Raw genomic sequence first — 19,088 nt, forward strand, 5'->3', positions numbered from 1 at the left:
CCCGGATGCGCCGCACGTTCGAAGGAGGATGCCATGTTGTTCGCGGTCCACGAGCTGGAATCGGAAATCTGCAAACTGCGCGGTCTGCTGCAGATGCTGCACGAAGACCAGCCCGACGTGCTGGAGGATGTCTTTGAATTCCACGTGGGTAGCCTGATCAGCCACGCGGGCGCCGAACACCATGGCTACATCCGCACCTGTGCGCAGGAAATGCTGGCGGCGGTGCGTGCACTGCCGCGCCACGTCGGCAACAGCGAGCCCACGTTTCGATTGATGCCCGACATGCTGGCCCGCCCGGCCTAAGCCTGGCGGGGCGGTACCGGCACCAGGCTGCCTTCCACACAGGCAATGCGCTGTTCGTCGCGCGCGGGCTGTATCACGACGCCCGCGGTGAACGCGGAAAACGCGGGCAGCACGGTGATTCCCGGGCGCAGCCAGAATGCTGGAAAGCGCCGGCGCAGCGCCGGCAGGGCGATCTGCGGATGCAGGTGGCCGGCAATCACCCAGGCGCCGGCTTCGGGTTGTGGTTCGTGGCGCAGCACGATGTCCCCCAGTCGCACCTGATCGTGCAGCTGCACGCGCAGCGCCGCTGCGGCAAGCTGGCGGTCGTGGTTGCCACGGATCACATGCACGTCCAGGCCCGCTTGCTGTTCGCGCCAGGCCAGCCATTGCGCCAGCCACGCCGTGCGGTGCAGCGGGCCATGCAGCATATCGCCCAGGATCCACAGCTCGCGGCACGCGTGCTGCTGCACAAGCGCCTGCAGCCGTTGCAGGTCGCCCAGGGTGCCGCCGGCGGGCAAGGCGATGCCGGCGCGGCGGAACACATCGGCCTTGCCCAGGTGCAGGTCGGCAATCAGCAGGGCCTGCCGGGCCGGCCACAGCAATGCACGCGCGCCGAGCAGGCGCAGCGTCTGCCCGCCCAGCTGCATGGCCAGCTCAGTGGTCATGGCGGCGTTCCAGCTGTTGCGCGGCGCGTTGCACGCGGGTACGCCAGTCTTCGTTGCTGAACTGGCCGCGCAGGCGCTCGGCCCACAGCGGAAAACCCAGCGGCGTGAGTGAGGCCGGATGCTGCAGCGACACCGCCTGACCGCCAATGCGTGCCAGCGCCTGCTGCAGCCCGGGCAGATCCAATGCGTCCTGCAGCACTTCCTGCTCGGCCAGGGCCAGCAGCACGTGCTCGGGGTCATGCTGGCGCAGCACGTCATGCAGCAGGCCCGCAGAGGCCTGCAACTGGCGCAGCGAGCGCGGCATGCCGCCGGGCAGGCTGGGCACCAGCAGTCCGGCCACGCGCGCGATGCCGCGGAACTGGCGGCGTGCCAGCTCGCCCAGGTTCACGGCCGCGCGCAGATCGTCCAGCAGCCCGTCGCGGGTGAACAACGCATGCCACGCCTGCGCATCCAGGGTGATCGGCTGTGCCGGTGCCAGCACCAGGCCATGATCGTTCACCGCATAGCCAATGCTGTTGCGCTGCAGCCGCGTGCAGCGCAGTGACAGCAGCGCGGCCAGTGCTTCATGCACGTGGCGCCCGGCGAACGGGTAGATGAACACGAACTGGCCCTCGCGGCGGCGCACGTCCTCCACCAGCAGCTGCGCCGGCGAGGGCCGCGCGGACACGCGTGCCTGCAGCGCCAGCAGCGGCGCCAGCCACGTTGATTCGGCACTGTCATCACTTCCGGAGAGCACTGCGAGCAAGGCTTGCCCCAGTGGCATCGACAATGGCAGCTGGCCGCCCTGCCAGCGCGGCACGCTGCCGTCGCCGCGGCCACGTGCCACCCGCACATAGGCGGTCATGTCGCGCAGCTGCACCAGCTCCAGCAGGCGCCCGGCGAACTGGAAGCGGTCGCCCGGGCGCAGGCGCCCTGCGAACTGTTCTTCCACCGAACCCAGGCTGCCGCCGCGCAGGAACTGCACGCGCACGCTGCCATCGCTGCTGATGGTGCCGATCGACAAGCGGTGGCGCAGGGCCTGGCGGCGATCGGGCACCCGGTAGGTGCCGCTGTCATCGATCTGCACCTTGTGGAAATCCGGATACTGCGACAGCGCCCGGCCGCCCTGCACGATGAAGTCCAGCACGGCCTGCCACTGCGCATCGGTCAGATCGGCAAAGGCGTGGGTGCGCCGTACCTGGGCCAGCAGCACATCGGCCTGGAAGCCGCCGGCCAGCGCGCAGCTCACCGCGTGCTGGGCCAGCACGTCCAGCGACAGGACCCGTGGACGGCGTGCTTCCACCACGTTCTCGCGCAGCGCGTTGCGTGCCGCCGCGAATTCGGCCACTTCCAGCGCATGGCTGGGAATGCAGGTGATGCGGCCGCTGGCGCCAGGGCGATGGCGTGCGCGGCCGGCGCGCTGGCGCAGGCGCGCCACGCCCTTGGGGCTGCCCAGCTGCAGCACCTGGTCCACTTCCGGGAAATCCACGCCCAGGTCCAGGCTGGAGGTGGCCACCACGCAGCGCAGGCTGCCTGCACGCAGGCCGTCTTCCACCTGCTGGCGCAGGGTCGGGTCCAGCGAGCCGTGGTGCAGGGCCAGGCTGTCGGCGTCTTCCGGCCACACCGCGGCCAGCGCCTGGTGCCACAGTTCGGCCTGCGCGCGGGTGTTGGTGAACAGCAGGGTGCTGCGTGCGCCCTGGATCGCATGCAGGACCCGCGGCAACTGCACCAGGCCCAGGTGGCCGGCCCACGGAAACCGTTCGCCGGCCGGCGGCAGCAGGGTCTGCACCTGCACCGGTCGCTGCCGCGCGCCTTCCACGAGCGGCGCGTCGGGCTGGTCGGGCAGCAGCACCTGCCGCGCCTGCTGCAGGTTGCCCAGCGTGGCCGACAGCCCCCACAGCTGCAGGCCGGGGCTGGCATCGCGCAACCGTGCCAGGTTCAGCTGCAACAGCACGCCACGCTTGCTGCCCAGCAGTTCATGCCACTCATCCACCACCACGCAGCGCAGGTGCTGCATGCGCGGCAGCGTATCGGCATAGCTCAACAACAGCGCCAGCGATTCGGGCGTGGTCACCAGCACATCCACGCGCCCCTCGCGCGCCTGGCGCCGCTCGCGGTTGCTGGCATCGCCACTGCGCAGGCCGACCTTCCAGCCCAGACCCATGCCATCGATGACTGTCTGCAGTGCGCGTGCGGTATCGCTGGCCAGTGCCCGCAGCGGGGTGACCCACAGCACCTGCAGCGGACGCACCGCGCTGGCCCGCGCCGGCGCCGGTGGTGGATCGATCAAGGCCTGCAGCAACGGCCCGCCGAACATCGCCAGGGTCTTGCCGCTGCCGGTGGGCGTATGCAGCAGGCCCGATTCGCCCGCCAGGTAGTGCCGCCACATCGCGCGCTGGAACGGCAGTGGGCGCCAGCCGCGCGCGGCGAACCACGCCTGCAGGCGCTGCAGGGCCTGCGCACGGGTCATCGCGCCAGTGCCTGCAGGGTGTGCAGCTGGTCGGCCTCGCCGGCGGGCTTGTCGTGGCGCCAGCGCAGGATGCGCGGGAAGCGCACCGCGATGCCCGACTTGTGTCGGCTGCTGCGGTTCACCGCTTCGAATCCCAGCTCGAATACCTGCACGGCGTCGACGCTGCGCACCGGGCCGAAGCGCTCGCGGGTGTGCGCGCGGATCCAGCGGTCCAGCGCCAGGATCTCCTTGTCGTCCAGGCCCGAATAGGCCTTGGCCACCGGTACCAGCGCGTCACCGTCCCACACCCCGAAGGTGTAGTCGGTGTACAAGGTGCTGCGCCGCCCATGGCCGGCCTGCGCGTACAGCAGCACCGCATCGATGGTGAGCGGCTCGATCTTCCATTTCCACCAGTCGCCGCGACGGCGCCCGGCCTGGTAGACCGAATCGCGGCGCTTGATCATCAGCCCCTCCACGCCGCGTTCGCGGGCACCGTCACGCAGGCGCGCGGCCTCGGCCCAGTCCTCGGCGAGCACCGGTGGCGAGAGCTGCAGGCGAGGATCGGCCAGTGCATCAAGCAGCTGCGCCAGCTGCGCGCGGCGTTCGTGCAGCGGCAGCTCGCGAAGATCCTGGCCATCGCGTTCCAGCAGGTCGTAGGCCAGCACGCGCACCGGCGTGTTGCGCAGGGTGGCGGCACCGGGTTTGCGGCGCTGGATGCGGGTCTGCAGGGCAGTGAAGGCGCGCGGCAGGTCATCGGCGCTGTCCCAGGCCAGCAGCTCGCCGTCGATCACGCAGCCATCGGGCAGTCCGGCGGCGGCCTGTTCGATTTCGGGGAAGCGACCATCCAGCCGCTCTTCGCCGCGCGACCACAGGGCCACCTCGCCATTGCGGCGCAGCAGCTGCAGGCGGATGCCGTCCCACTTCCATTCCAGCAACCAGTCATCCAGCGCGCCCAGCCGCTCGTCCGGTGCGCCTTCGAGCGGCGAGGCCAGGAAGAACGGGTAGGGCTGCTGGCGGTCGGTCGGCAGTTCGTCTGGCGACAGCAGCTGCGCCAGCGCGGCGGGCGAGGGCACCCACTCACCCAGCATGCGCTGGGCAATGCGGGCGATGTCCAGCCCCGACCATTCGGCCAGCGCCTGCTGCACCAATCGCTGCGATACCCCCACGCGCAGGGCGCCGGTCAGCAGCTTGTTGAACACCAGGCGTTCGGCGGCGGGCAGTTGCTGCCAGCCCTGCAGCACGGCGGCGTGGCGTACCGTCTCGTCCTGGTTGGCCACCGCCAGCAGATGCTGTTCGATCCAGTCGGCCAGGGCCCGTTCGGGGGCGGGCGTTGCCGGGTCATCCAGCAGCAGGGTCAACGTTTCGGCCAGGTCGCCCACCTGCGCATAGCTGTCTTCCACCAGCCAGGCCGGAAGCCCGGACGCCTCGGTGATCCAGCGGCGCAGCTCACCGCTGGCGGCCACCTTGCGGCGCGCGCCGCCCACCTTGCCCCCGCTCAGCAGGTACAGCGCCCATGCCGCATCGCGTGGACGTGCCGTGCGGAAGTAGTCGACCAGCGCGGCCCGCTTGTCCAGCGTTGCGGTGCTGCGGTCCAGGCGCTGGTAGAGCGCGGCGAAGGCCTTCATTCCTCGGCCCCGAAATCGGTGCGGAAGGCCTCGGCGGCCACGCCGCGCTCGCGCAGGAAGGGGATCAACGCATCGGTGTTGCCGTGGGTGGCGATGATGCGCCGCGCGCCGGTCTGTTCGATGGTCTGCAGCAGCGCCGGCCAGTCGGCGTGGTCGGAAATGACGAAGCCGCGGTCAACATTGCGCCGGCGCCGGTTGCCGCGCAGCTGCATCCAGCCCGACGCGAACGCCAACTGATGACGGCCGAAGCGGCGCAGCCACGGCGTGCCCGCCGCCGACGGCGGGGCCAGGATCAGCTGCCCGGCTGCATCCGGGGTACGCCCCTGTTCGGCCACGGTCACCGTGTCCAGCATGTCCACCCCGGCCTGGCGGTAGACCGCCACGCCATTGGCGATGGCCCCGTGCAGCCACGCCGGCTGATCGTCCAGCGGCAGCAGCTCGGCCAGCACGCGCTGGGCCTTGCCAAGGGCATAGCACAGCAGCACCGCCGCTTCCCCGCGCGCGGCGCATTCGCGGCGCCAGGCCACGATGTCGGCGGCCACATCGGCGGTGTGTGGCCAGCGGTAGATCGGCAGGGCGAAGGTGGCTTCGCTGATGAAGGTATCGCAGGGCACGACCTCGAACGGCGTGCAGGTGGGATCGTGCTGGCGCTTGTAATCGCCCGAGGCCACCCAGACCTGGCGCCCATCGTCGATGCGCACCTGGGTCGAGCCCAGCACATGCCCCGCCGGGTGGAGGGATACCTGCACCCGGCCCAGCGAAAAGGGCGTGCCTTCGGCATGCGCGTGCAGCGGCACATCGCCCAAGCGCCAGCGCAGGATCGGCACGCTGCCGGTGCTGCAGTGGTATTCGCCCATGCCCGGGCGCGCGTGGTCGCCATGGCCATGGGTGATGACCGCGCGCGGCACCGGCCGCCACGGATCGATGTGGAAATCGCCGGCGGCGCAGTACAGGCCTTCTGGCCGCAATACCACCAGATCTTCGTTGTCGCTCATGTGGCCACTCTGGCGCGGCGCTCGTGCAGGCGGTGAGAACCGCGCTGAACGGGCGCTGGCCGGACGATGCGGCACAATCGAGGGGCTCCTTTTCCGCAACGGGAAGCAATGGATGAACGGACCGGGCTTCAACAGCAACGTTCCCTACGAAACGCACGTGGTGCTGAACCAGCCACCACCGTTCGCCGGGCGGCAGTTATGGACCGACGATGTCGCGCTGGTGGAGGCAGTGCAGCGTGAGGGCGGCGGTGCCTTCGCACCGCGCCTGGCGGTGTATGGCGCACTGGCCGGCGATGAGCTGTACCGCCTGGGGTTCGATGCCAACCGCGACCGGCCGCGCCTGCGCACGCACGATGCGCAGGGGCACCGCATCGATCTGGTGGAGTTCCATCCGGCGTACCACCAGCTGATGGGCACGGCCAAGCAGCACGGCGTGGCCGGGCTGTCCTGGCACGAACCGCAACCGGGCGCACACGTGGCGCGCGCGGCGCTGAGCTACCTGCATCACCAGGCCGAAGCGGGCACCAGTTGCCCGCTCACCATGACCCACGCCGCGGTGGCAGTGCTGCGCTCGCAGCCGCACCTGGCCGAGTGGGCACGCAAGGCGGCCGCGCCTGTCTACGATTCGCGCGATGTGCCGGTGGCCGACAAGGCCGGCATCACGCTGGGCATGGGCATGACCGAAAAGCAGGGCGGCTCGGACGTGCGTGCCAACAGCACCCACGCCGAGCCGATCGACGGCGAGCGTTATCGCTTGTCGGGGCACAAGTGGTTCTTCTCCGCGCCGATGAGCGATGGCTTCCTGGTGCTGGCGCAGGCCCCCGGTGGGCTGACCTGCCTGCTGATGCCACGCCGCCTGGCCGATGGTGACCGCAATGCGTTCCGGCTGATGCGATTGAAGGACAAGCTGGGCGACTGGGCCAATGCGTCCAGCGAAGTGGAGTTCTGCGGTGCACAGGCCTGGCGCGTGGGCGAGGAAGGGCGCGGGGTGGCCACCATCATCGGCATGGTGATGATGACCCGGCTGGACTGCATGCTGGGCGCGGCGGCGGAAATGCGCATGGCCCTGGCCCAGGCGCTGCACCATGCACGGCACCGGCGCGCGTTCGGCAAACCGCTGGTGGACCATGCGCTGATGACCAACGTGCTGGCCGATCTGGCGCTGGAATCGGAGGCGGCCACGGTGCTGGCCATGCGCATCGCCCGCGCGGTGGATCGCGCCGCCATCGATCCGGCAGAAGCCGCGCTGGCGCGGGTGGGCACGGCGCTGGGCAAGTACTGGCTGTGCAAGCGCGCCCCGGCCTTCGTCAACGAGGCGCAGGAATGCCTGGGCGGCGCTGGCTACGTGGAAGAGTCGATGCTGCCGCGCCTGTACCGGCAGGCGCCGTTGAATTCGATCTGGGAAGGCAGTGGCAACATCCAGTGCCTGGACGTGCTGCGCGCGCTGGCGCGTGAGCCGGAAACAATGGCCGCCCTGCAACAGGAACTGCAGGCGGCGGCCGATGCCGACCTGCGCTACTCGCAGGCGCTGCAGCGCTGGGAAGAATCACCCGGGTTCGATGAGGGGCAGGCACGCGCCTTCTGCGAGCGCACGGCACTGCTGCTGCAGGCCGCGGTGCTGTTGCGGGCGGAAAGCCCCATGGCCGACGCCTTCATCCGCAGCCGCTTGCAGGGCGAGCATGGCCTGGCGCTGGGGACGTTGCCGCCGGGGCTGGAACTGGGCGAGATGCTGGCGCGCGCCCTGCCGTAACGTCGCCGGGCCAACAGGCCCGGCGACAGGGGAAACATCAGTGCTTGGCTTCTTCGTGGGCCGCGTTGGCCTTCGCGTCATCTGCGACATCGCGGGCCTTGTCGGCCACCTTCTGCGCGGCATCGGCGGTGGCATCGCTGGCGTGCGCGGCCGCATCGGTGGCCGCAGCCTTGGCCTGGTCGGCGGCGGTGGCGGTCGCATCGGCGGCCTTGTCCAGCGCCTGCTGGGTATCGGCGGCGGCCTGCTCGGAGGCCGCAGCAGTCTTGTCAGCGGCCTCGCGGGTGGCCGCGGCGGCCTGGTCCACTGCATCACGCGCGGCGGCGCCCGCGCTGTCGGCGGCCTGCGCGGCATCCTGGCGGGCCTGTTCGGCTTCCGGGCCCTTGCAGGCGGCCAGGGCCAGCACCAGCGAGGCGGCCAGCAGGGGAGTGGTCAGCGTGCGGATCTTCATGGCGGTCTCCGGTACAGCGATGGATGGGACGCCAGCCTATTCAGGCCGCTGTGAAGGCCCGGTCGCGAGGCCAACAGCGGCATTCAGGCAAAGAAAAAGCCGCTGGCGAACCAGCGGCTTTTCCAGAACAGCGTGAAGAAAGAAGTTATTACTTCTTGGCTTCTTCAGCAGCGTCCTTGGCCTGCTCGGCGGTGGCTTCACCGGCCTTGGCAGCGTCGGCAGCAGCGCCGGCAGCAGCGTCGGTGGCAGCAGCGCCAGCCTGGGCAGCAGCGTCGGTCGAAGCGTCGGCAGCGGTGGCGGCGGTGTCAGCGGCCTGCTGGGCAGCGTCGGCGGTCTGGGCGCCGGCAGCGGCGGCCTGGTCGGCAGCAGCCTGGGCTTCGGTGGCGGCTTCGTTGGCCGAAGCAGCGGCGTCCTGGGCAGCTTCCTGCTTCGAGCAGGCGGCCAGGGCCAGGGCCAGGGACATAGCGACCAGCAGCTTGTTGATGCTCATTGTGTGAATCCTCGTCGTTAGATTAGGCAACGCGCAACTGCGCGCCGACAACATGATGACAAGCCAAGATTGGGTGTCAAGCGCTCCCGCATTCATTTTTGCGAAATCGCCGTTAATTCCTTTCAGATCAACTCGATGGCGATTGCCGTCGCTTCGCCGCCGCCGATGCACAGGGTAGCGATGCCGCGCTTGCCGCCGCGCGTGCGCAAGGCGTTGACCAGGGTGACCACCAGACGTGCGCCCGAGGCGCCGATCGGATGGCCCAGTGCGCAGGCGCCGCCATTCACGTTGAGCTTGTCGTGGCTGATGCCCAGTTCACGCATCGGCGCCATGGCCACCACGGCAAAGGCTTCGTTCACTTCGAACAGGTCGACCTGGTCCAGGGTCCAGCCGGTCTTCGCCAGCAGGGCGTGGATCGCGCCGATCGGCGCGGTGGTGAACCACTCCGGCTCCTGCGAATGGGTGGCGTGGCCGACGATGCGCGCCAGCGGGGTGATGCCGCGCGCGGCCGCATCGTCTTCGGCCAGCAGGACCACGGCAGCGGCGCCGTCGGAAATGCTGGAGGAACTGGCGGCGGTCACGCTGCCATCCTTCTTGAACGCCGGGCGCAGGGTCGGGATCTTGGCGATGTCCGAACGGCCGGGCTGCTCGTCGCTGGCGAACTCGACCTCACCCTTGCGGGTGGCCACCTTCACCGCGACGATTTCATCGGCGAATGCGCCATTGGCCTGCGCGGCCTGCGCACGGCGCACCGATTCGATGGAATAGGCGTCCTGTTCCTCGCGGGTGAACTGGTACTTGTCCACCGCGCATTCGGCGAATTCACCCATGGCCTTGCCGTCGTAGGCATTGACCAGGCCGTCGTGGGCCATGTGGTCCACCGCCTGGAAGTTGCCGAAGCGGTTGCCGGTGCGCGAGTTGGGCAGCATGTGCGGGGCGTTGGACATCGATTCCATGCCGCCGGCCACCACCACCTTGGCCGAACCGGCCTTGATCAGGTCGTGGCCCAGCATGATGGTCTTCATGCCCGAGCCGCAGACCTTGTTCAGGGTGGTCGCGCCGGCCGACAGCGGAATGCCGGCGGCGATGGCGGCCTGGCGGGCCGGGGCCTGGCCCAGGTTGGCCGACAGCACGCAGCCCATCAGGACTTCGGAAACGTCGCTGGCCGGTACCCCGGACTGCTCAAGGGCGGCGGCGATGGCGGCCGCGCCGAGGGTCGGGGTGGGCACGCCGTTGAACTGGCCCAGGAAGGAGCCAATGGCGGTGCGCTTGGCGGCGGCGATGACGATGTTGGACATGGCAATCTCGTTGATGCGTGAGCAATGTTCGGAAAGGAGACGGCGGGCGTTGGAAGCGGCGCCATTTCCCGGCAGACTGCGTGGGGGTCGACCCAGTATAGAGGGTCGGCGGTAGCTGCCGCTGGCAGCACTGGATGCCTGCAAGGGGTTGCGGCAGGCCAACGTTCATGGGAAGGAAACGATGGAACGTAAGACGATGGGCAGGTCGGTTCTGGCTTCGGCGCTGGTCGCCGCGCTGAGTGCATGTGGCGGTGGCGGTGGCGGCAGCAATGTGCGCATCGACCCGCCGCCCACTACGCCGCCGGTAACCCCGCCACCCACCACGCCCACGCCGGCCAAGCCCACCGAGCCGGCGGTGAACGCACATCTGGTGCAGACCAATGCCCTGGCCGCGCAGTCCGCTGGCCTGACCGGCAAGGGCGTGCGCATCGGCATCGTCGATTCCGGCGTGAAGCGCGACACGGCCGCGCTCAATGGCCGCGTGGTGGCCAACCTCAACTACGTCGATCCGGCGCGCAACAACCTGAATGTGGACGACGTGGTCGGCCACGGCACCGCGGTGGCCAGCCTGGCCGCCGGCGCAACCGTGGGCGTCTGGCCCGGCGGCATCGCGCCAGGGGCGCAGATCGTGTCGGCGCGAATCATTTCCGACACATCGCCCACCGATGACGGAAGTGGCCAGGGCAACTCCTTCAGCGGCCCGCTGGGCGTGGCCGGCATCCACCAGGACCTGATCAGCTACGGCGTGAAGATCATGAACAACTCCTGGGGCGGGTTGTACTGGACCGATCTGGCCACCACCGCGCAGGTGGCGGCCGAGTACCGCCCCTTCATCATGAGCAACGGCGGCCTGGTGGTGTTCGCCTCGGGCAACGAGGGCCGCGACCAGCCCAGCAGCGTGGCGGCACTGCCCAGCCAGCGCGGCGTGGGCGGTACGCTGCCGGCGGCCGATCTGGAAAAGGGCTGGCTGGTGGCCACCGCCATCGATCCGAACAAGCCCGGCGAACGCACCAGCTGGGCCAACGCCTGTGGCGATGCGGCGCGTTACTGCCTGACCGCACCGGGCAGCGCGGTGTTCCCCGAGCGCAACGGCAACGGCTACCAGTGGAATTACGGCACGTCGTTCGCCGCGCCGCTGGTATCAGGCGCGGCCGCGCTGGTCTGGGAACGCTTCCCGTACTTCGACAACGACCTGGTGCGGCAGACCCTGCTGGGCACGGCCACCGACATCGGCGCGCCAGGCGTGGACGCCATCTACGGCTACGGCCTGCTGAATGTCGGCAAGGCCGTGAACGGCCCGGCCCGCATCGACTGGGGCAATACCACCGTCAACGTCTCGCAGCTGGGCCTGAATTCGGTCTGGAGCAACAACATCACCGGCAGCGGCGGCCTGGTCAAACAGGGCGAAGGTTCGCTGGGCCTTTCCGGTACCAACACCTACACCGGCGACACCCGCATCGAACGCGGCACGCTGGCGCTGCGCGACGGCGCGTCCATCACTTCCAACGTGGTGATCACCGCGCAGGCGTCCAGCCCCAACGCGGCGGCACTGCAGTTCATGACCGGCACCACCCGGGTCAAGGGCAACGTGGACAACGCGGCGATGGTGATCGTGCGCGATGCCAACAGCAGCGCCACCATCGAAGGCAACTACCTGCACCGCGACGGCGCGCGATTGATGATCTCGCTGGGTTCCAGTCCACTTGCCATCACCGGCAGGGCCACCCTGCAGGGCGGCGACGTGCACGTGTCCAGTGTCGTCAGCGGCTACGTGCCGGCTGCCGGCCGCACCCAGACCGTGCTGCAGGCCGGGCAGGGCGTCAGCGGCACGTTCAACGGGGTCAGCAACAGCCTCAACGCGGGCAGCCTGCTGGATGCATGGCTCAGCTATGGCAGCAACGACGTCACCCTGAACATCGACCGGGTCAACGTGGTCAGCGCGGCATCGGCGGCCGGCCTGGGCGCCAGTACCCAGGCCTCGGCCTCGCGCGTGGAACGCGCGTTCGAAGCACTCGACGATGGGACCGACGTCACCGGCGTGTTCGCCCAGGGCGCGGGCGTGCTGCAGGGCGTGCAGGGCAACCTGGCGCTGCAGCAGAGCCTGGACAGCCTGTCCGGCAAGGCGCATGCGCTGGCTACGGCGGCCACCTTCGACAGCATCGATCTGGGCCGCCGCGCGCTGTCCGCACGCTTCGGCCAGGTGCAGGGCGCACCGCGCCTGGCCGGTGCCTGGCAGAACGCGCTGGGCGAAGCCGGCCAGGGCAGCTTCTCGGCCAGCGGCGCCGACACCCATGGCTGGATGATGGGCCAGGACACCGCACTGGGCAGCAACGGCGTGCTGGGCTTTGCCTTCGGTGAAACGCGCAGCTTCGGCAACCGGGCCTGGGGCAGCGATCGCGGCCGCGACCGGCAGTCGCAGGCGCAGCTGTACGCCGGCTGGAATGCCGGCGGTGCCTATGCGCTGGGCCAGCTGGGTGCCGGCCAGTTCAACCGCGAGATCGATCGCCAGCTGCTGCTGGGTGCCGGCCAGTACGGGGTCAACGCCCGCTACGGTGGCAACTTCAGCACGGCCAGCGTGGAGGCCGGTTATCGCTTCGGCTGGGCTGGTGCTTCGCTGACCCCGTACCTGGGCGCCGACTACACCCGCGTGGACAGCGATCGCTTCAGCGAACAGGGTGGCCTGGGCTTCGGCCTGCGCAGCGCAGGCGATGCCAGCAGCCGCAGCCAGGCACTGGCCGGTGTGCGCGCCGAGCGCCAGTGGCGCAACTGGGCGCTGCGTGGCTACGCCGAATGGCAGCAGCAGTTGTCCAGCCAGGGCATGGATGCGCAGGCCAGCTTCGTCGGCATCGATGCCTGGGCGCCGATGGCCGGGTTGCAGCCGATGCGTTCCGGTGGCCTGCTGGGTCTGTCGGTGGAATCGTGGCTGAGCCGCAACAGCCGCCTCAGCTTCGGCTACGACCAGCGCTTCGGCCCGCGCGGCGAACTGAGCCAGGTCGCACTGCGCTACAGCACCGCGTTCTGACGCGGTGTTGGGTGACCACGCCCGGCAGGCTGCCGGGCGTGGCCAGCGCCCATCAACCGCCGCGCAGGTTGCCCAGGCGCGGGGTGCTGCGGCCCAGCGGCATCTTCAGCTTGCCGATGGACTGGATGCGCGCTTCGGCAATGCGGTCGGCCGCGCGCTGCGGCGCGATGTTCTCGCGCTGCGACAGTTCGAAGATGCGCGTCAGGTTGTGGTAGATGCTGCGGATCAGGCGCATCGCCCGTTCGCGGTTGTAGCCGTCGATCTCCAGCGACACATTCATCACGCCGCCGGCGTTCACCGCGTAATCCGGTGCGTACAGGATGCCGCGGGCATGCAGCTCATCGCCGATGTCCAGGCTGGACAGCTGGTTGTTGGCGGTGCCGCAGATGATCTTCGCCTTGATCCGCGGCAGGGTGTCGGCGTTGATCGCCCCTTCCAGCGCACACGGGGCGAACACGTCGGCGTTCACTTCGTGGATTTCGTCGGGCTTGACCGCTTCGGCGCCGAAATCGCTGACCGCACGATCCACCAGCGCGCTGTCCAGGTCGGTCACGTAGAGCTTGGCGCCGCGGTCGCGCAGCAGCTTCACCAGTTCCATGCCGATGTGGCCCAGGCCCTGCACGGCAATGCTGGTCTTGCCCACTTCTTCGTGCCCGAACTTGAAGCGCAGCGCTGCCATCAGCGCCTGCAGCGCGCCATAGGCGGTGAACGGGGCCGGGTCGCCGGAACCGCCATGGACCTGGTGCACGCCGGTCACGAACTGGCTTTCCAGGTAGATGTTCTCCATGTCGTTCACATCGGTGCCGACATCTTCGGCGGTGATGTAGCGGCCGCCCAGGGAGTCGACGTAGCGGCCGAATGCACGGAACAGCACCTCGGTCTTGTCCACCTTCGGGTCGCCGATGATCACCGCCTTGCCGCCGCCCACGTTCAGGCCGGCCAGGGCGTTCTTGTAGGTCATGGTGCGGCTGAGCCGCAGCACGTCGTTCAAGGCCTCGTCGGTGCTGGCGTAGGGGCGCATGCGCACGCCGCCCAGGGCGGGGCCCAGGGTGGTGTTGTGAATGGCGATGATCGCCTTCAGGCCGGCATCCTGGCTGTGGCAGAACACCACCTGCTCATGACCGGTGGTGGCGAGGGTTTCGAATAGCATGGCGTCTCCGATGGCGCGATCAGCGGCGAACTGCAGCGAACTGCCAATGAACGGTAGGGTCCCAAAACAAAAAAAGCGACGTCGTCATGGCTGGGGGACGGGTCGCGCGGCGCCATTCTAGTCCATTCGCCCGGCCGATGCCGTGCACGGCCGGGGCGGCTGCATTAAAGAAGATGAAAGCGCGGCCGATGCTGCGACGACGGCAGGTCGCCGAATGTGAAGAAGGCGCGGGTGCAGGCAGTGGCAGCAGCAGTGCAACAACACGGCGGGCGCCGGTGAGGCCGGTCTGGTGGCAGGCCATGACGGCCTGGCTGGCGGGCAGGCGCGCGACCACACCGGTGCGCCGGGCCGAATCGCATGTCCGCCCGCCCGCCGGTCCCCTGCAGGGCGAGCCGCTGGCCGCCGGCGATGTCGCCGCGCACCTGCAGCGCAGCCTGCACGCGCTGGCGCTGTCCCCGCATCTGGTGGGCGAACCGGCGGGCGAGGGCAGCTCGCCGCTGGCCGAGGCGGTGGACCGCGCCCTGCAGGACCGCGACTGGGCCACCCGGCAGCTGCCGCGCCGCCCGCAACTGCTGCCGCAGCTGATCCAGACCGTCAACGACGATGCCGCGTCGGCGCGGGTGATGGCCGCCATCATCGGCCAGGACCCGGTGCTGACCGGCAACCTGCTGCGCATTGCCAACAGCCCGGCCTACAAGGTGCACGAGCGGCCGGTGGAAAGCCTGCAGCGCGCGGTCACCCTGGTCGGTACCGAAGGGGTGCGGCAGATCATCAGCGCCGTGCTGGTACAGCCGGTCATGCAGGTGCAGTGCGATGTCTTCCCGCAGTTCAGCACCATCATCTGGGAACACGCGCTGCTGGCCTCGCGCGCCGCGGCCGACCACGCCCGCACCGTCACCTTCGGCGATGCGTTCGCCGCGCAGTGGCTGGGGCTGGTGCAGGGGCTGGGCGCGGCGCTGGTGATGCGGCAGGTGCTGCAGGAAGCGCAGGGCCGCAGCAGCACGGTGGATGCGGCGCTGGCACTGGACCTGCTGCAGCGCTGGTCCTTGCCGCTGGCGCAACGCGTGGCCGCCGCCTGGGACCTGCCCGAACCGGTGCACCAGGCGCTAGCCGCCGATGCCCAGGGGCCGCTGGCCGACAGCCTGCGCCTGGGCAGCGCGGCGGCCGCGGCCAGCCTGCTGTGCCGGCATGGCCATGGCAGCCAGGTACGGATGCAGGCGTTGCTGGAACAGCTGCCTTCGGCACCGCCGCACGCGCTGCGCTGGATCTGGCGACGGCTGCACGGGCGCGCGGTGGAAACGCTGGATGAAGCCGGCGCCGAGGGCGGTGAGACGCCCGTACCGTAAGCGCTACAGCTGCGATTCCACCGGCAGCCAGCTGATCACCCGCGCGGTCCAGCGCTTGCCCAGCGAACTGCCGGGCTCGCGCTCCACCCAGTGCGGCGGCGGCTGCCGTTCCAGCCAGCGCAGCTCGTTGCCGGCGCCCAGCGCCAGCCACCAGCTGTGCTGCGGGTCGGCCAGTCGCAGGTATTCCTGGCGCAGGCGCGCGCCCAGCACGGGATCGTCAAACAGCACGCCCATTTCCGTATTGAGGTAGGCCGAGCGCGGATCGAGGTTGAACGAGCCGACGAAGCCGCGGCGGTCGTCGACGACGAAGGCCTTGGTATGCAGGCTGGCGCCGCTGCTGCCGAACAGGCTGCTGTCGCCCGGTTCGCCGTGTGCCTTCAGTTCGTACAGCTGCACGCCGGCCTGCAGCAGCGGCACCCGGTAGCCCATGTAGCCGCCGTGCACCGCAGCCACATCGTTGGCGGCCAGCGAGTTGGTTACCACGCCCACCTGCACACCGCGTGCAGCCATGGCCGAAAGACCCTGCAGGCCTTCGGCACCGGGCACGAAGTAGGGCGAGACCAGCAGCGCGCCGTGCTGGGCGGACTGCAACTGCGCGGCCAGCGCGGTCACCAGCCAACCCTCGCGTGCATCGTCGCGGTGCTTCATTGGCGGATCGGACAGGATGCGCACCCGGGCGCTCCAGTGCAGGGGCTCGGGGCCGGGCTGGCGCAGCGCACGCGAGCTGGCCACGCGCTGCAGGTAGGGGCGGCTGCTGTCATGCAGCGCATCGCGGTCGGACTGCTGCAGCAGCACGCGCAGCTGCGCCTGGCTGTAGTGCGCCAGCGCGCTGATCGGAACGGCGGCGTCGCTGTTCCAGTACGCATCGAAGATGGCGCTGGCCTGCTGCACGGCGGGGCCGGCCACGACCAGGTCCAGGTCCTGGAAGTTCACATCGTCGCGCGCGCTGAAGTATTCCTCGCCGATGTTGCGGCCGCCGACGATTGCCACGCGGCCATCGGCGATCCAGCTCTTGTTGTGCATGCGGTGGTTCACGCTGAAGGCGCGCTGCACCAGTTCCAGCGTACGGGCGATGCCGCTGCGGTTGCGGAACGGGTTGTACAGGCGGATCTCGATGTTCGGGTGCGCATCGAGCGCCAGCATCAGCGCATCCTTGTCCTTGGCGTTCATGTCATCCAGCAGCAGGCGCACGCGCACGCCGCGCACGGCGGCGTCGTGCAGCGCCTTGGCCATCAGGTGGCCCACCCGGTCGTCGTGCCAGATGTAGTACTGCAGGTCCAGGCTGCGGCCGGCCTGTTCGGTGATGACGGCGCGCGCGGCGAAGGCATCCAGTCCATCGCTGAGGAAGGCCACGCCGGATTGGTCGGGGTGGGCGGCCAGCAGCGGCGCCAGCTGGCGATCGATCGCGGTCTGCGCCGGCTGCAGTGGCAGCATCTGCGATGCGGGCCCGCGCGCGCTGGGGGTGAGATGGTCGGCCAGCAGCAGGCCCGACAACACCAGCAGCACCAGCGCAGCAATGATGATGGCGACGATACGCAGCAGTCTCATGCCACCATGCTAGTGGATCCACGCCATGCGTGGATGGCGTTCTGGGCACGGTCACGCCATGCGTGGATGGCGCCTTGTGGGGTCAGAGCCCTTGTCTGCGGCAAGGGATCCGACCCCGTGGCGGGCTCAGAACCGCTCGTCGCTGCCCAGGTAGCGCCACTGCCCCGGCACCAGCGGTCCCAGCGCCACGCGGCCGATGCGCAGCCGGCGCACCGCCGTCACCTGCAGCCCGGCAGCGGTCACCGCCATGCGCAGGCCTTTCGCGGTCAGCCCCTTGCCGGCAAAGCGCAGGCGTTGCTCGCTCTGCCAGCTGACCTTGGGCCCGCCGGCTTCCTGCTGCAGGCGCGCCAGCAGCCACGGGCCACGTTCGGGGCCGCCTTCGGCCACATCCACCAGGTATTCCTGCTCGGTGCGGCCCAGGTTGCGCTGCAGGTGGGCCAGCGTGGCCGGGTCCTGGCTGACCACTACCAGGCCGCTGTCGGCGGCCGGCAGTGCGGCGGCCAGTTGCAGGCCGTGGAAGTGGCGCTGCAGGGCGCGGGTGCCGCTGGCATCCAGTTCGCTGCGCGTCGCGCTGCTGACCAGTGCGCACAATGCCTCGGCGGCCATGCCCGCCGGCTTGTGCAGCAGCATGCTGACCCGTTCGGCCTTTTCATCGCTGGCCTGCTCGGCCACCACGATCACCGCGTCCTCATCCACCGGGCGCTGCGGCTGTTCCACCACTTCGCCGTTCACGGTCACCCAGCCACCTTCCACATAGCGCCGCGCTTCCCCGCGCGGGATGCCGAGCAGGGCGGACAGGCGTTTGTCGAGGCGGATCGGTTCCATGGCGGGCAGGTCGGTCAGGGGGCGCGCAGTGTAGCTGGTGCGGCCGGTCAGCGCTGGCTGCGGTTGGCCAGCTCGGTCAGGTACAGGCGGGTGTCGAACTCCAGCTGCAGGTAATCCGGCTCCATGTGCTGGCACAGCTGGTAGAAGGCCTTGTTGTGGTCGGCTTCCTTCAGGTGCGCCAGCTCATGCACCACGATCATGCGCAGGAACGCGGCCGGGGCCTGGCGGAACACGGTGGCGATGCGGATCTCGCGACTGGCCTTGAGGCGACCGCCGTGCACGCGGGAGATGGCGGTATGCGTGCCCAGCGCGTGTTTGATCACTTCCAGGGTGTTGTCGTAGCAGACCTTGTTGAGCGGCACCGACTTGCGCAGGTAGCGGTCCTTCAGTTCCTGGGTGTAGTCGTACAACTGGCGGTCGCTGCGCACCTCGTGCGGATCGGGGTAGCGCTGCTGCAACCAGGGGCCGAGCTTGCCCTGGGCCAGCAGTTCGCTGACCTGGGCCACCAGGGGCTCGGGATAACCGGTGAGGTACTTCAGGACAGCCATGCAGGGGCGGCGGAGCGTCGGTAGAATGGGGCTTCCAAGATTACACGCGGTACCGACCGACCATGGCAAAGCCCAACGCGCTGCAGGAACAATTGCTCAAGGCCGGCCTGGCCAAGAAGTCGCAGGCCAGTGCTGCCGCGCGTGAACAGGCCAAGGCGCGGCAGGGCAAGGCGGAATCGGCCTCGGCCGAGGTGCAGCGCGAAGCTGAACGCGCGCGCGCCGAGAAGGTCGAACGCGACCGCGCCCTGGCGGCCGAGCGCAATGCCCAGGCCCGCCTGGCTGAACAGAAGGCGCAGGCCAAGCAGATCATCACGGCCCACGCGGTGCCGCACAAGGGTGATGACGAATATCGCTTCAGCGATGGCGCGGCGATCCGCACGCTGCTGATCGACCCCAAGCTGCGCAAGGCGCTGTCGGTGGGCGTGCTGGTCATCGTCGCCCACGGCGAGGGCTACGCCCTGCTGCCGCGTGCGGCCGCCGAGAAGGTGCGCGAGCGTGCCCCCGAGGCGATCATCGTCGACCACGGCCAGCCGGGCTCGACCGCCGAGATTTCCACCGGCAACGCCGAGGACGACGCCTACTACGCCCAGTTCCAGGTGCCGGACGACCTGGTCTGGTAAGGCGCGGCTGAACCGGCCGCCAGCACGCCGGGCAGGGCCCGGTGCTGC

At 69.6% G+C, this 19,088-nt stretch carries 16 protein-coding genes; 5 read left to right on the forward strand and 11 right to left on the reverse strand.

What is annotated here, in order from left to right:
* The first annotated feature begins 33 nt into the window (after positions 1-33).
* Positions 34-303 (forward strand): hypothetical protein, encoded by a 270-nt coding sequence (locus G4G00_RS09415; RefSeq protein WP_108753794.1) that lies wholly within the window; start codon positions 34-36, stop codon positions 301-303.
* Here G4G00_RS09415 and pdeM read toward each other — a convergent pair.
* From pdeM to G4G00_RS09435, 4 genes are read right to left on the reverse strand one after another with little or no spacing between them, the layout of a single operon-like run.
* A complete protein-coding gene (pdeM, locus tag G4G00_RS09420) occupies positions 300-947 on the reverse strand; it encodes a ligase-associated DNA damage response endonuclease PdeM (RefSeq protein ID WP_164272834.1) in 648 nt (215 codons plus the stop codon). The two genes, G4G00_RS09415 and pdeM, sit on opposite strands and share 4 nt — an antisense overlap.
* Positions 937-3,396 carry a ligase-associated DNA damage response DEXH box helicase gene (locus G4G00_RS09425; RefSeq protein WP_164272837.1) on the reverse strand — a complete coding sequence of 820 codons (2,460 nt, stop codon included), beginning with the start codon at positions 3,394-3,396 and terminating at the stop codon, positions 937-939. The genes pdeM and G4G00_RS09425 overlap by 11 nt, the downstream gene beginning before the upstream one ends.
* Complete coding sequence (locus G4G00_RS09430; protein ID WP_164272840.1) at positions 3,393-5,000, reverse strand: ATP-dependent DNA ligase; 1,608 nt, start codon at positions 4,998-5,000, stop codon at positions 3,393-3,395. The genes G4G00_RS09425 and G4G00_RS09430 overlap by 4 nt, the downstream gene beginning before the upstream one ends.
* Positions 4,997-5,995 (reverse strand): ligase-associated DNA damage response exonuclease, encoded by a 999-nt coding sequence (locus G4G00_RS09435; protein WP_108762603.1) that lies wholly within the window; start codon positions 5,993-5,995, stop codon positions 4,997-4,999. The genes G4G00_RS09430 and G4G00_RS09435 overlap by 4 nt, the downstream gene beginning before the upstream one ends.
* 112 nt (positions 5,996-6,107) lie before the next feature.
* Here G4G00_RS09435 and G4G00_RS09440 point away from each other — a divergent pair, with 112 nt between their 5' ends.
* Complete coding sequence (locus G4G00_RS09440; protein WP_164272844.1) at positions 6,108-7,745, forward strand: acyl-CoA dehydrogenase family protein; 1,638 nt, start codon at positions 6,108-6,110, stop codon at positions 7,743-7,745.
* 37 nt (positions 7,746-7,782) lie between these two features.
* On the opposite strand, the gene G4G00_RS09445 is transcribed toward G4G00_RS09440, so the two are convergent.
* From G4G00_RS09445 to G4G00_RS09455, 3 genes are all read right to left on the reverse strand, one after another.
* Entirely contained in the window at positions 7,783-8,193 is a 411-nt protein-coding gene (locus G4G00_RS09445; RefSeq protein ID WP_164272847.1) for a hypothetical protein, read from the reverse strand.
* A 148-nt stretch (positions 8,194-8,341) separates the two neighbouring features.
* Positions 8,342-8,683, reverse strand: a complete 342-nt coding sequence (locus tag G4G00_RS09450; RefSeq protein WP_108750689.1) for a hypothetical protein — start codon at positions 8,681-8,683, stop codon at positions 8,342-8,344.
* Positions 8,684-8,805: 122 nt separating this feature from the next.
* Positions 8,806-9,981 (reverse strand): acetyl-CoA C-acyltransferase, encoded by a 1,176-nt coding sequence (locus G4G00_RS09455; protein WP_108753788.1) that lies wholly within the window; start codon positions 9,979-9,981, stop codon positions 8,806-8,808.
* Positions 9,982-10,162: 181 nt separating this feature from the next.
* Here G4G00_RS09455 and G4G00_RS09460 point away from each other — a divergent pair, with 181 nt between their 5' ends.
* Positions 10,163-13,003 (forward strand): autotransporter serine protease, encoded by a 2,841-nt coding sequence (locus G4G00_RS09460; protein WP_164272849.1) that lies wholly within the window; start codon positions 10,163-10,165, stop codon positions 13,001-13,003.
* Positions 13,004-13,055: 52 nt separating this feature from the next.
* On the opposite strand, the gene G4G00_RS09465 is transcribed toward G4G00_RS09460, so the two are convergent.
* On the reverse strand, positions 13,056-14,153 hold the full coding sequence (locus G4G00_RS09465; protein WP_108753786.1) for a Glu/Leu/Phe/Val dehydrogenase dimerization domain-containing protein: 1,098 nt from the start codon (positions 14,151-14,153) through the stop codon (positions 13,056-13,058).
* Between the two features lie 275 nt (positions 14,154-14,428).
* Between G4G00_RS09465 and G4G00_RS09470 the strand changes: the two genes are divergently transcribed.
* Complete coding sequence (locus tag G4G00_RS09470) at positions 14,429-15,499, forward strand: HDOD domain-containing protein (RefSeq protein WP_164272956.1); 1,071 nt, start codon at positions 14,429-14,431, stop codon at positions 15,497-15,499.
* A gap of 3 nt (positions 15,500-15,502) precedes the next feature.
* On the opposite strand, the gene G4G00_RS09475 is transcribed toward G4G00_RS09470, so the two are convergent.
* From G4G00_RS09475 to G4G00_RS09485, 3 genes are all read right to left on the reverse strand, one after another.
* The gene (locus G4G00_RS09475; RefSeq protein WP_164272852.1) at positions 15,503-17,047 is read right to left on the reverse strand and encodes a phospholipase D family protein; all 1,545 of its coding nucleotides are present in this window, start codon (positions 17,045-17,047) and stop codon (positions 15,503-15,505) included.
* A 126-nt stretch (positions 17,048-17,173) separates the two neighbouring features.
* The gene (locus G4G00_RS09480) at positions 17,174-17,872 is read right to left on the reverse strand and encodes an RNA pseudouridine synthase (RefSeq protein ID WP_108753783.1); all 699 of its coding nucleotides are present in this window, start codon (positions 17,870-17,872) and stop codon (positions 17,174-17,176) included.
* 47 nt (positions 17,873-17,919) lie between these two features.
* Positions 17,920-18,420, reverse strand: a complete 501-nt coding sequence (locus tag G4G00_RS09485) for a M48 family metallopeptidase (protein ID WP_108753782.1) — start codon at positions 18,418-18,420, stop codon at positions 17,920-17,922.
* 62 nt (positions 18,421-18,482) lie between these two features.
* Between G4G00_RS09485 and G4G00_RS09490 the strand changes: the two genes are divergently transcribed.
* A complete protein-coding gene (locus G4G00_RS09490; protein ID WP_164272855.1) occupies positions 18,483-19,040 on the forward strand; it encodes a DUF2058 domain-containing protein in 558 nt (185 codons plus the stop codon).
* Positions 19,041-19,088: the final 48 nt, after the last annotated feature.

Origin of the sequence: Stenotrophomonas sp. B1-1 (assembly GCF_010894375.1) — a bacterium.
Taxonomy (GTDB): Bacteria; Pseudomonadota; Gammaproteobacteria; order Xanthomonadales; family Xanthomonadaceae; genus Stenotrophomonas.

Coding starts and splice junctions, on each gene's coding strand:
- G4G00_RS09415 (WP_108753794.1), top strand. CDS start 34: ATGTTGTTCGCGGTCCACGAGCTGGAATCGGAAATCTGCAAACTGCGC.
- pdeM (WP_164272834.1), bottom strand. CDS start 947: ATGACCACTGAGCTGGCCATGCAGCTGGGCGGGCAGACGCTGCGCCTG.
- G4G00_RS09490 (WP_164272855.1), top strand. CDS start 18,483: ATGGCAAAGCCCAACGCGCTGCAGGAACAATTGCTCAAGGCCGGCCTG.
- G4G00_RS09425 (WP_164272837.1), bottom strand. CDS start 3,396: ATGACCCGTGCGCAGGCCCTGCAGCGCCTGCAGGCGTGGTTCGCCGCG.
- G4G00_RS09460 (WP_164272849.1), top strand. CDS start 10,163: ATGGAACGTAAGACGATGGGCAGGTCGGTTCTGGCTTCGGCGCTGGTC.
- G4G00_RS09480 (WP_108753783.1), bottom strand. CDS start 17,872: ATGGAACCGATCCGCCTCGACAAACGCCTGTCCGCCCTGCTCGGCATC.
- G4G00_RS09440 (WP_164272844.1), top strand. CDS start 6,108: ATGAACGGACCGGGCTTCAACAGCAACGTTCCCTACGAAACGCACGTG.
- G4G00_RS09450 (WP_108750689.1), bottom strand. CDS start 8,683: ATGAGCATCAACAAGCTGCTGGTCGCTATGTCCCTGGCCCTGGCCCTG.
- G4G00_RS09465 (WP_108753786.1), bottom strand. CDS start 14,153: ATGCTATTCGAAACCCTCGCCACCACCGGTCATGAGCAGGTGGTGTTC.
- G4G00_RS09475 (WP_164272852.1), bottom strand. CDS start 17,047: ATGAGACTGCTGCGTATCGTCGCCATCATCATTGCTGCGCTGGTGCTG.
- G4G00_RS09485 (WP_108753782.1), bottom strand. CDS start 18,420: ATGGCTGTCCTGAAGTACCTCACCGGTTATCCCGAGCCCCTGGTGGCC.
- G4G00_RS09430 (WP_164272840.1), bottom strand. CDS start 5,000: ATGAAGGCCTTCGCCGCGCTCTACCAGCGCCTGGACCGCAGCACCGCA.
- G4G00_RS09455 (WP_108753788.1), bottom strand. CDS start 9,981: ATGTCCAACATCGTCATCGCCGCCGCCAAGCGCACCGCCATTGGCTCC.
- G4G00_RS09445 (WP_164272847.1), bottom strand. CDS start 8,193: ATGAAGATCCGCACGCTGACCACTCCCCTGCTGGCCGCCTCGCTGGTG.
- G4G00_RS09435 (WP_108762603.1), bottom strand. CDS start 5,995: ATGAGCGACAACGAAGATCTGGTGGTATTGCGGCCAGAAGGCCTGTAC.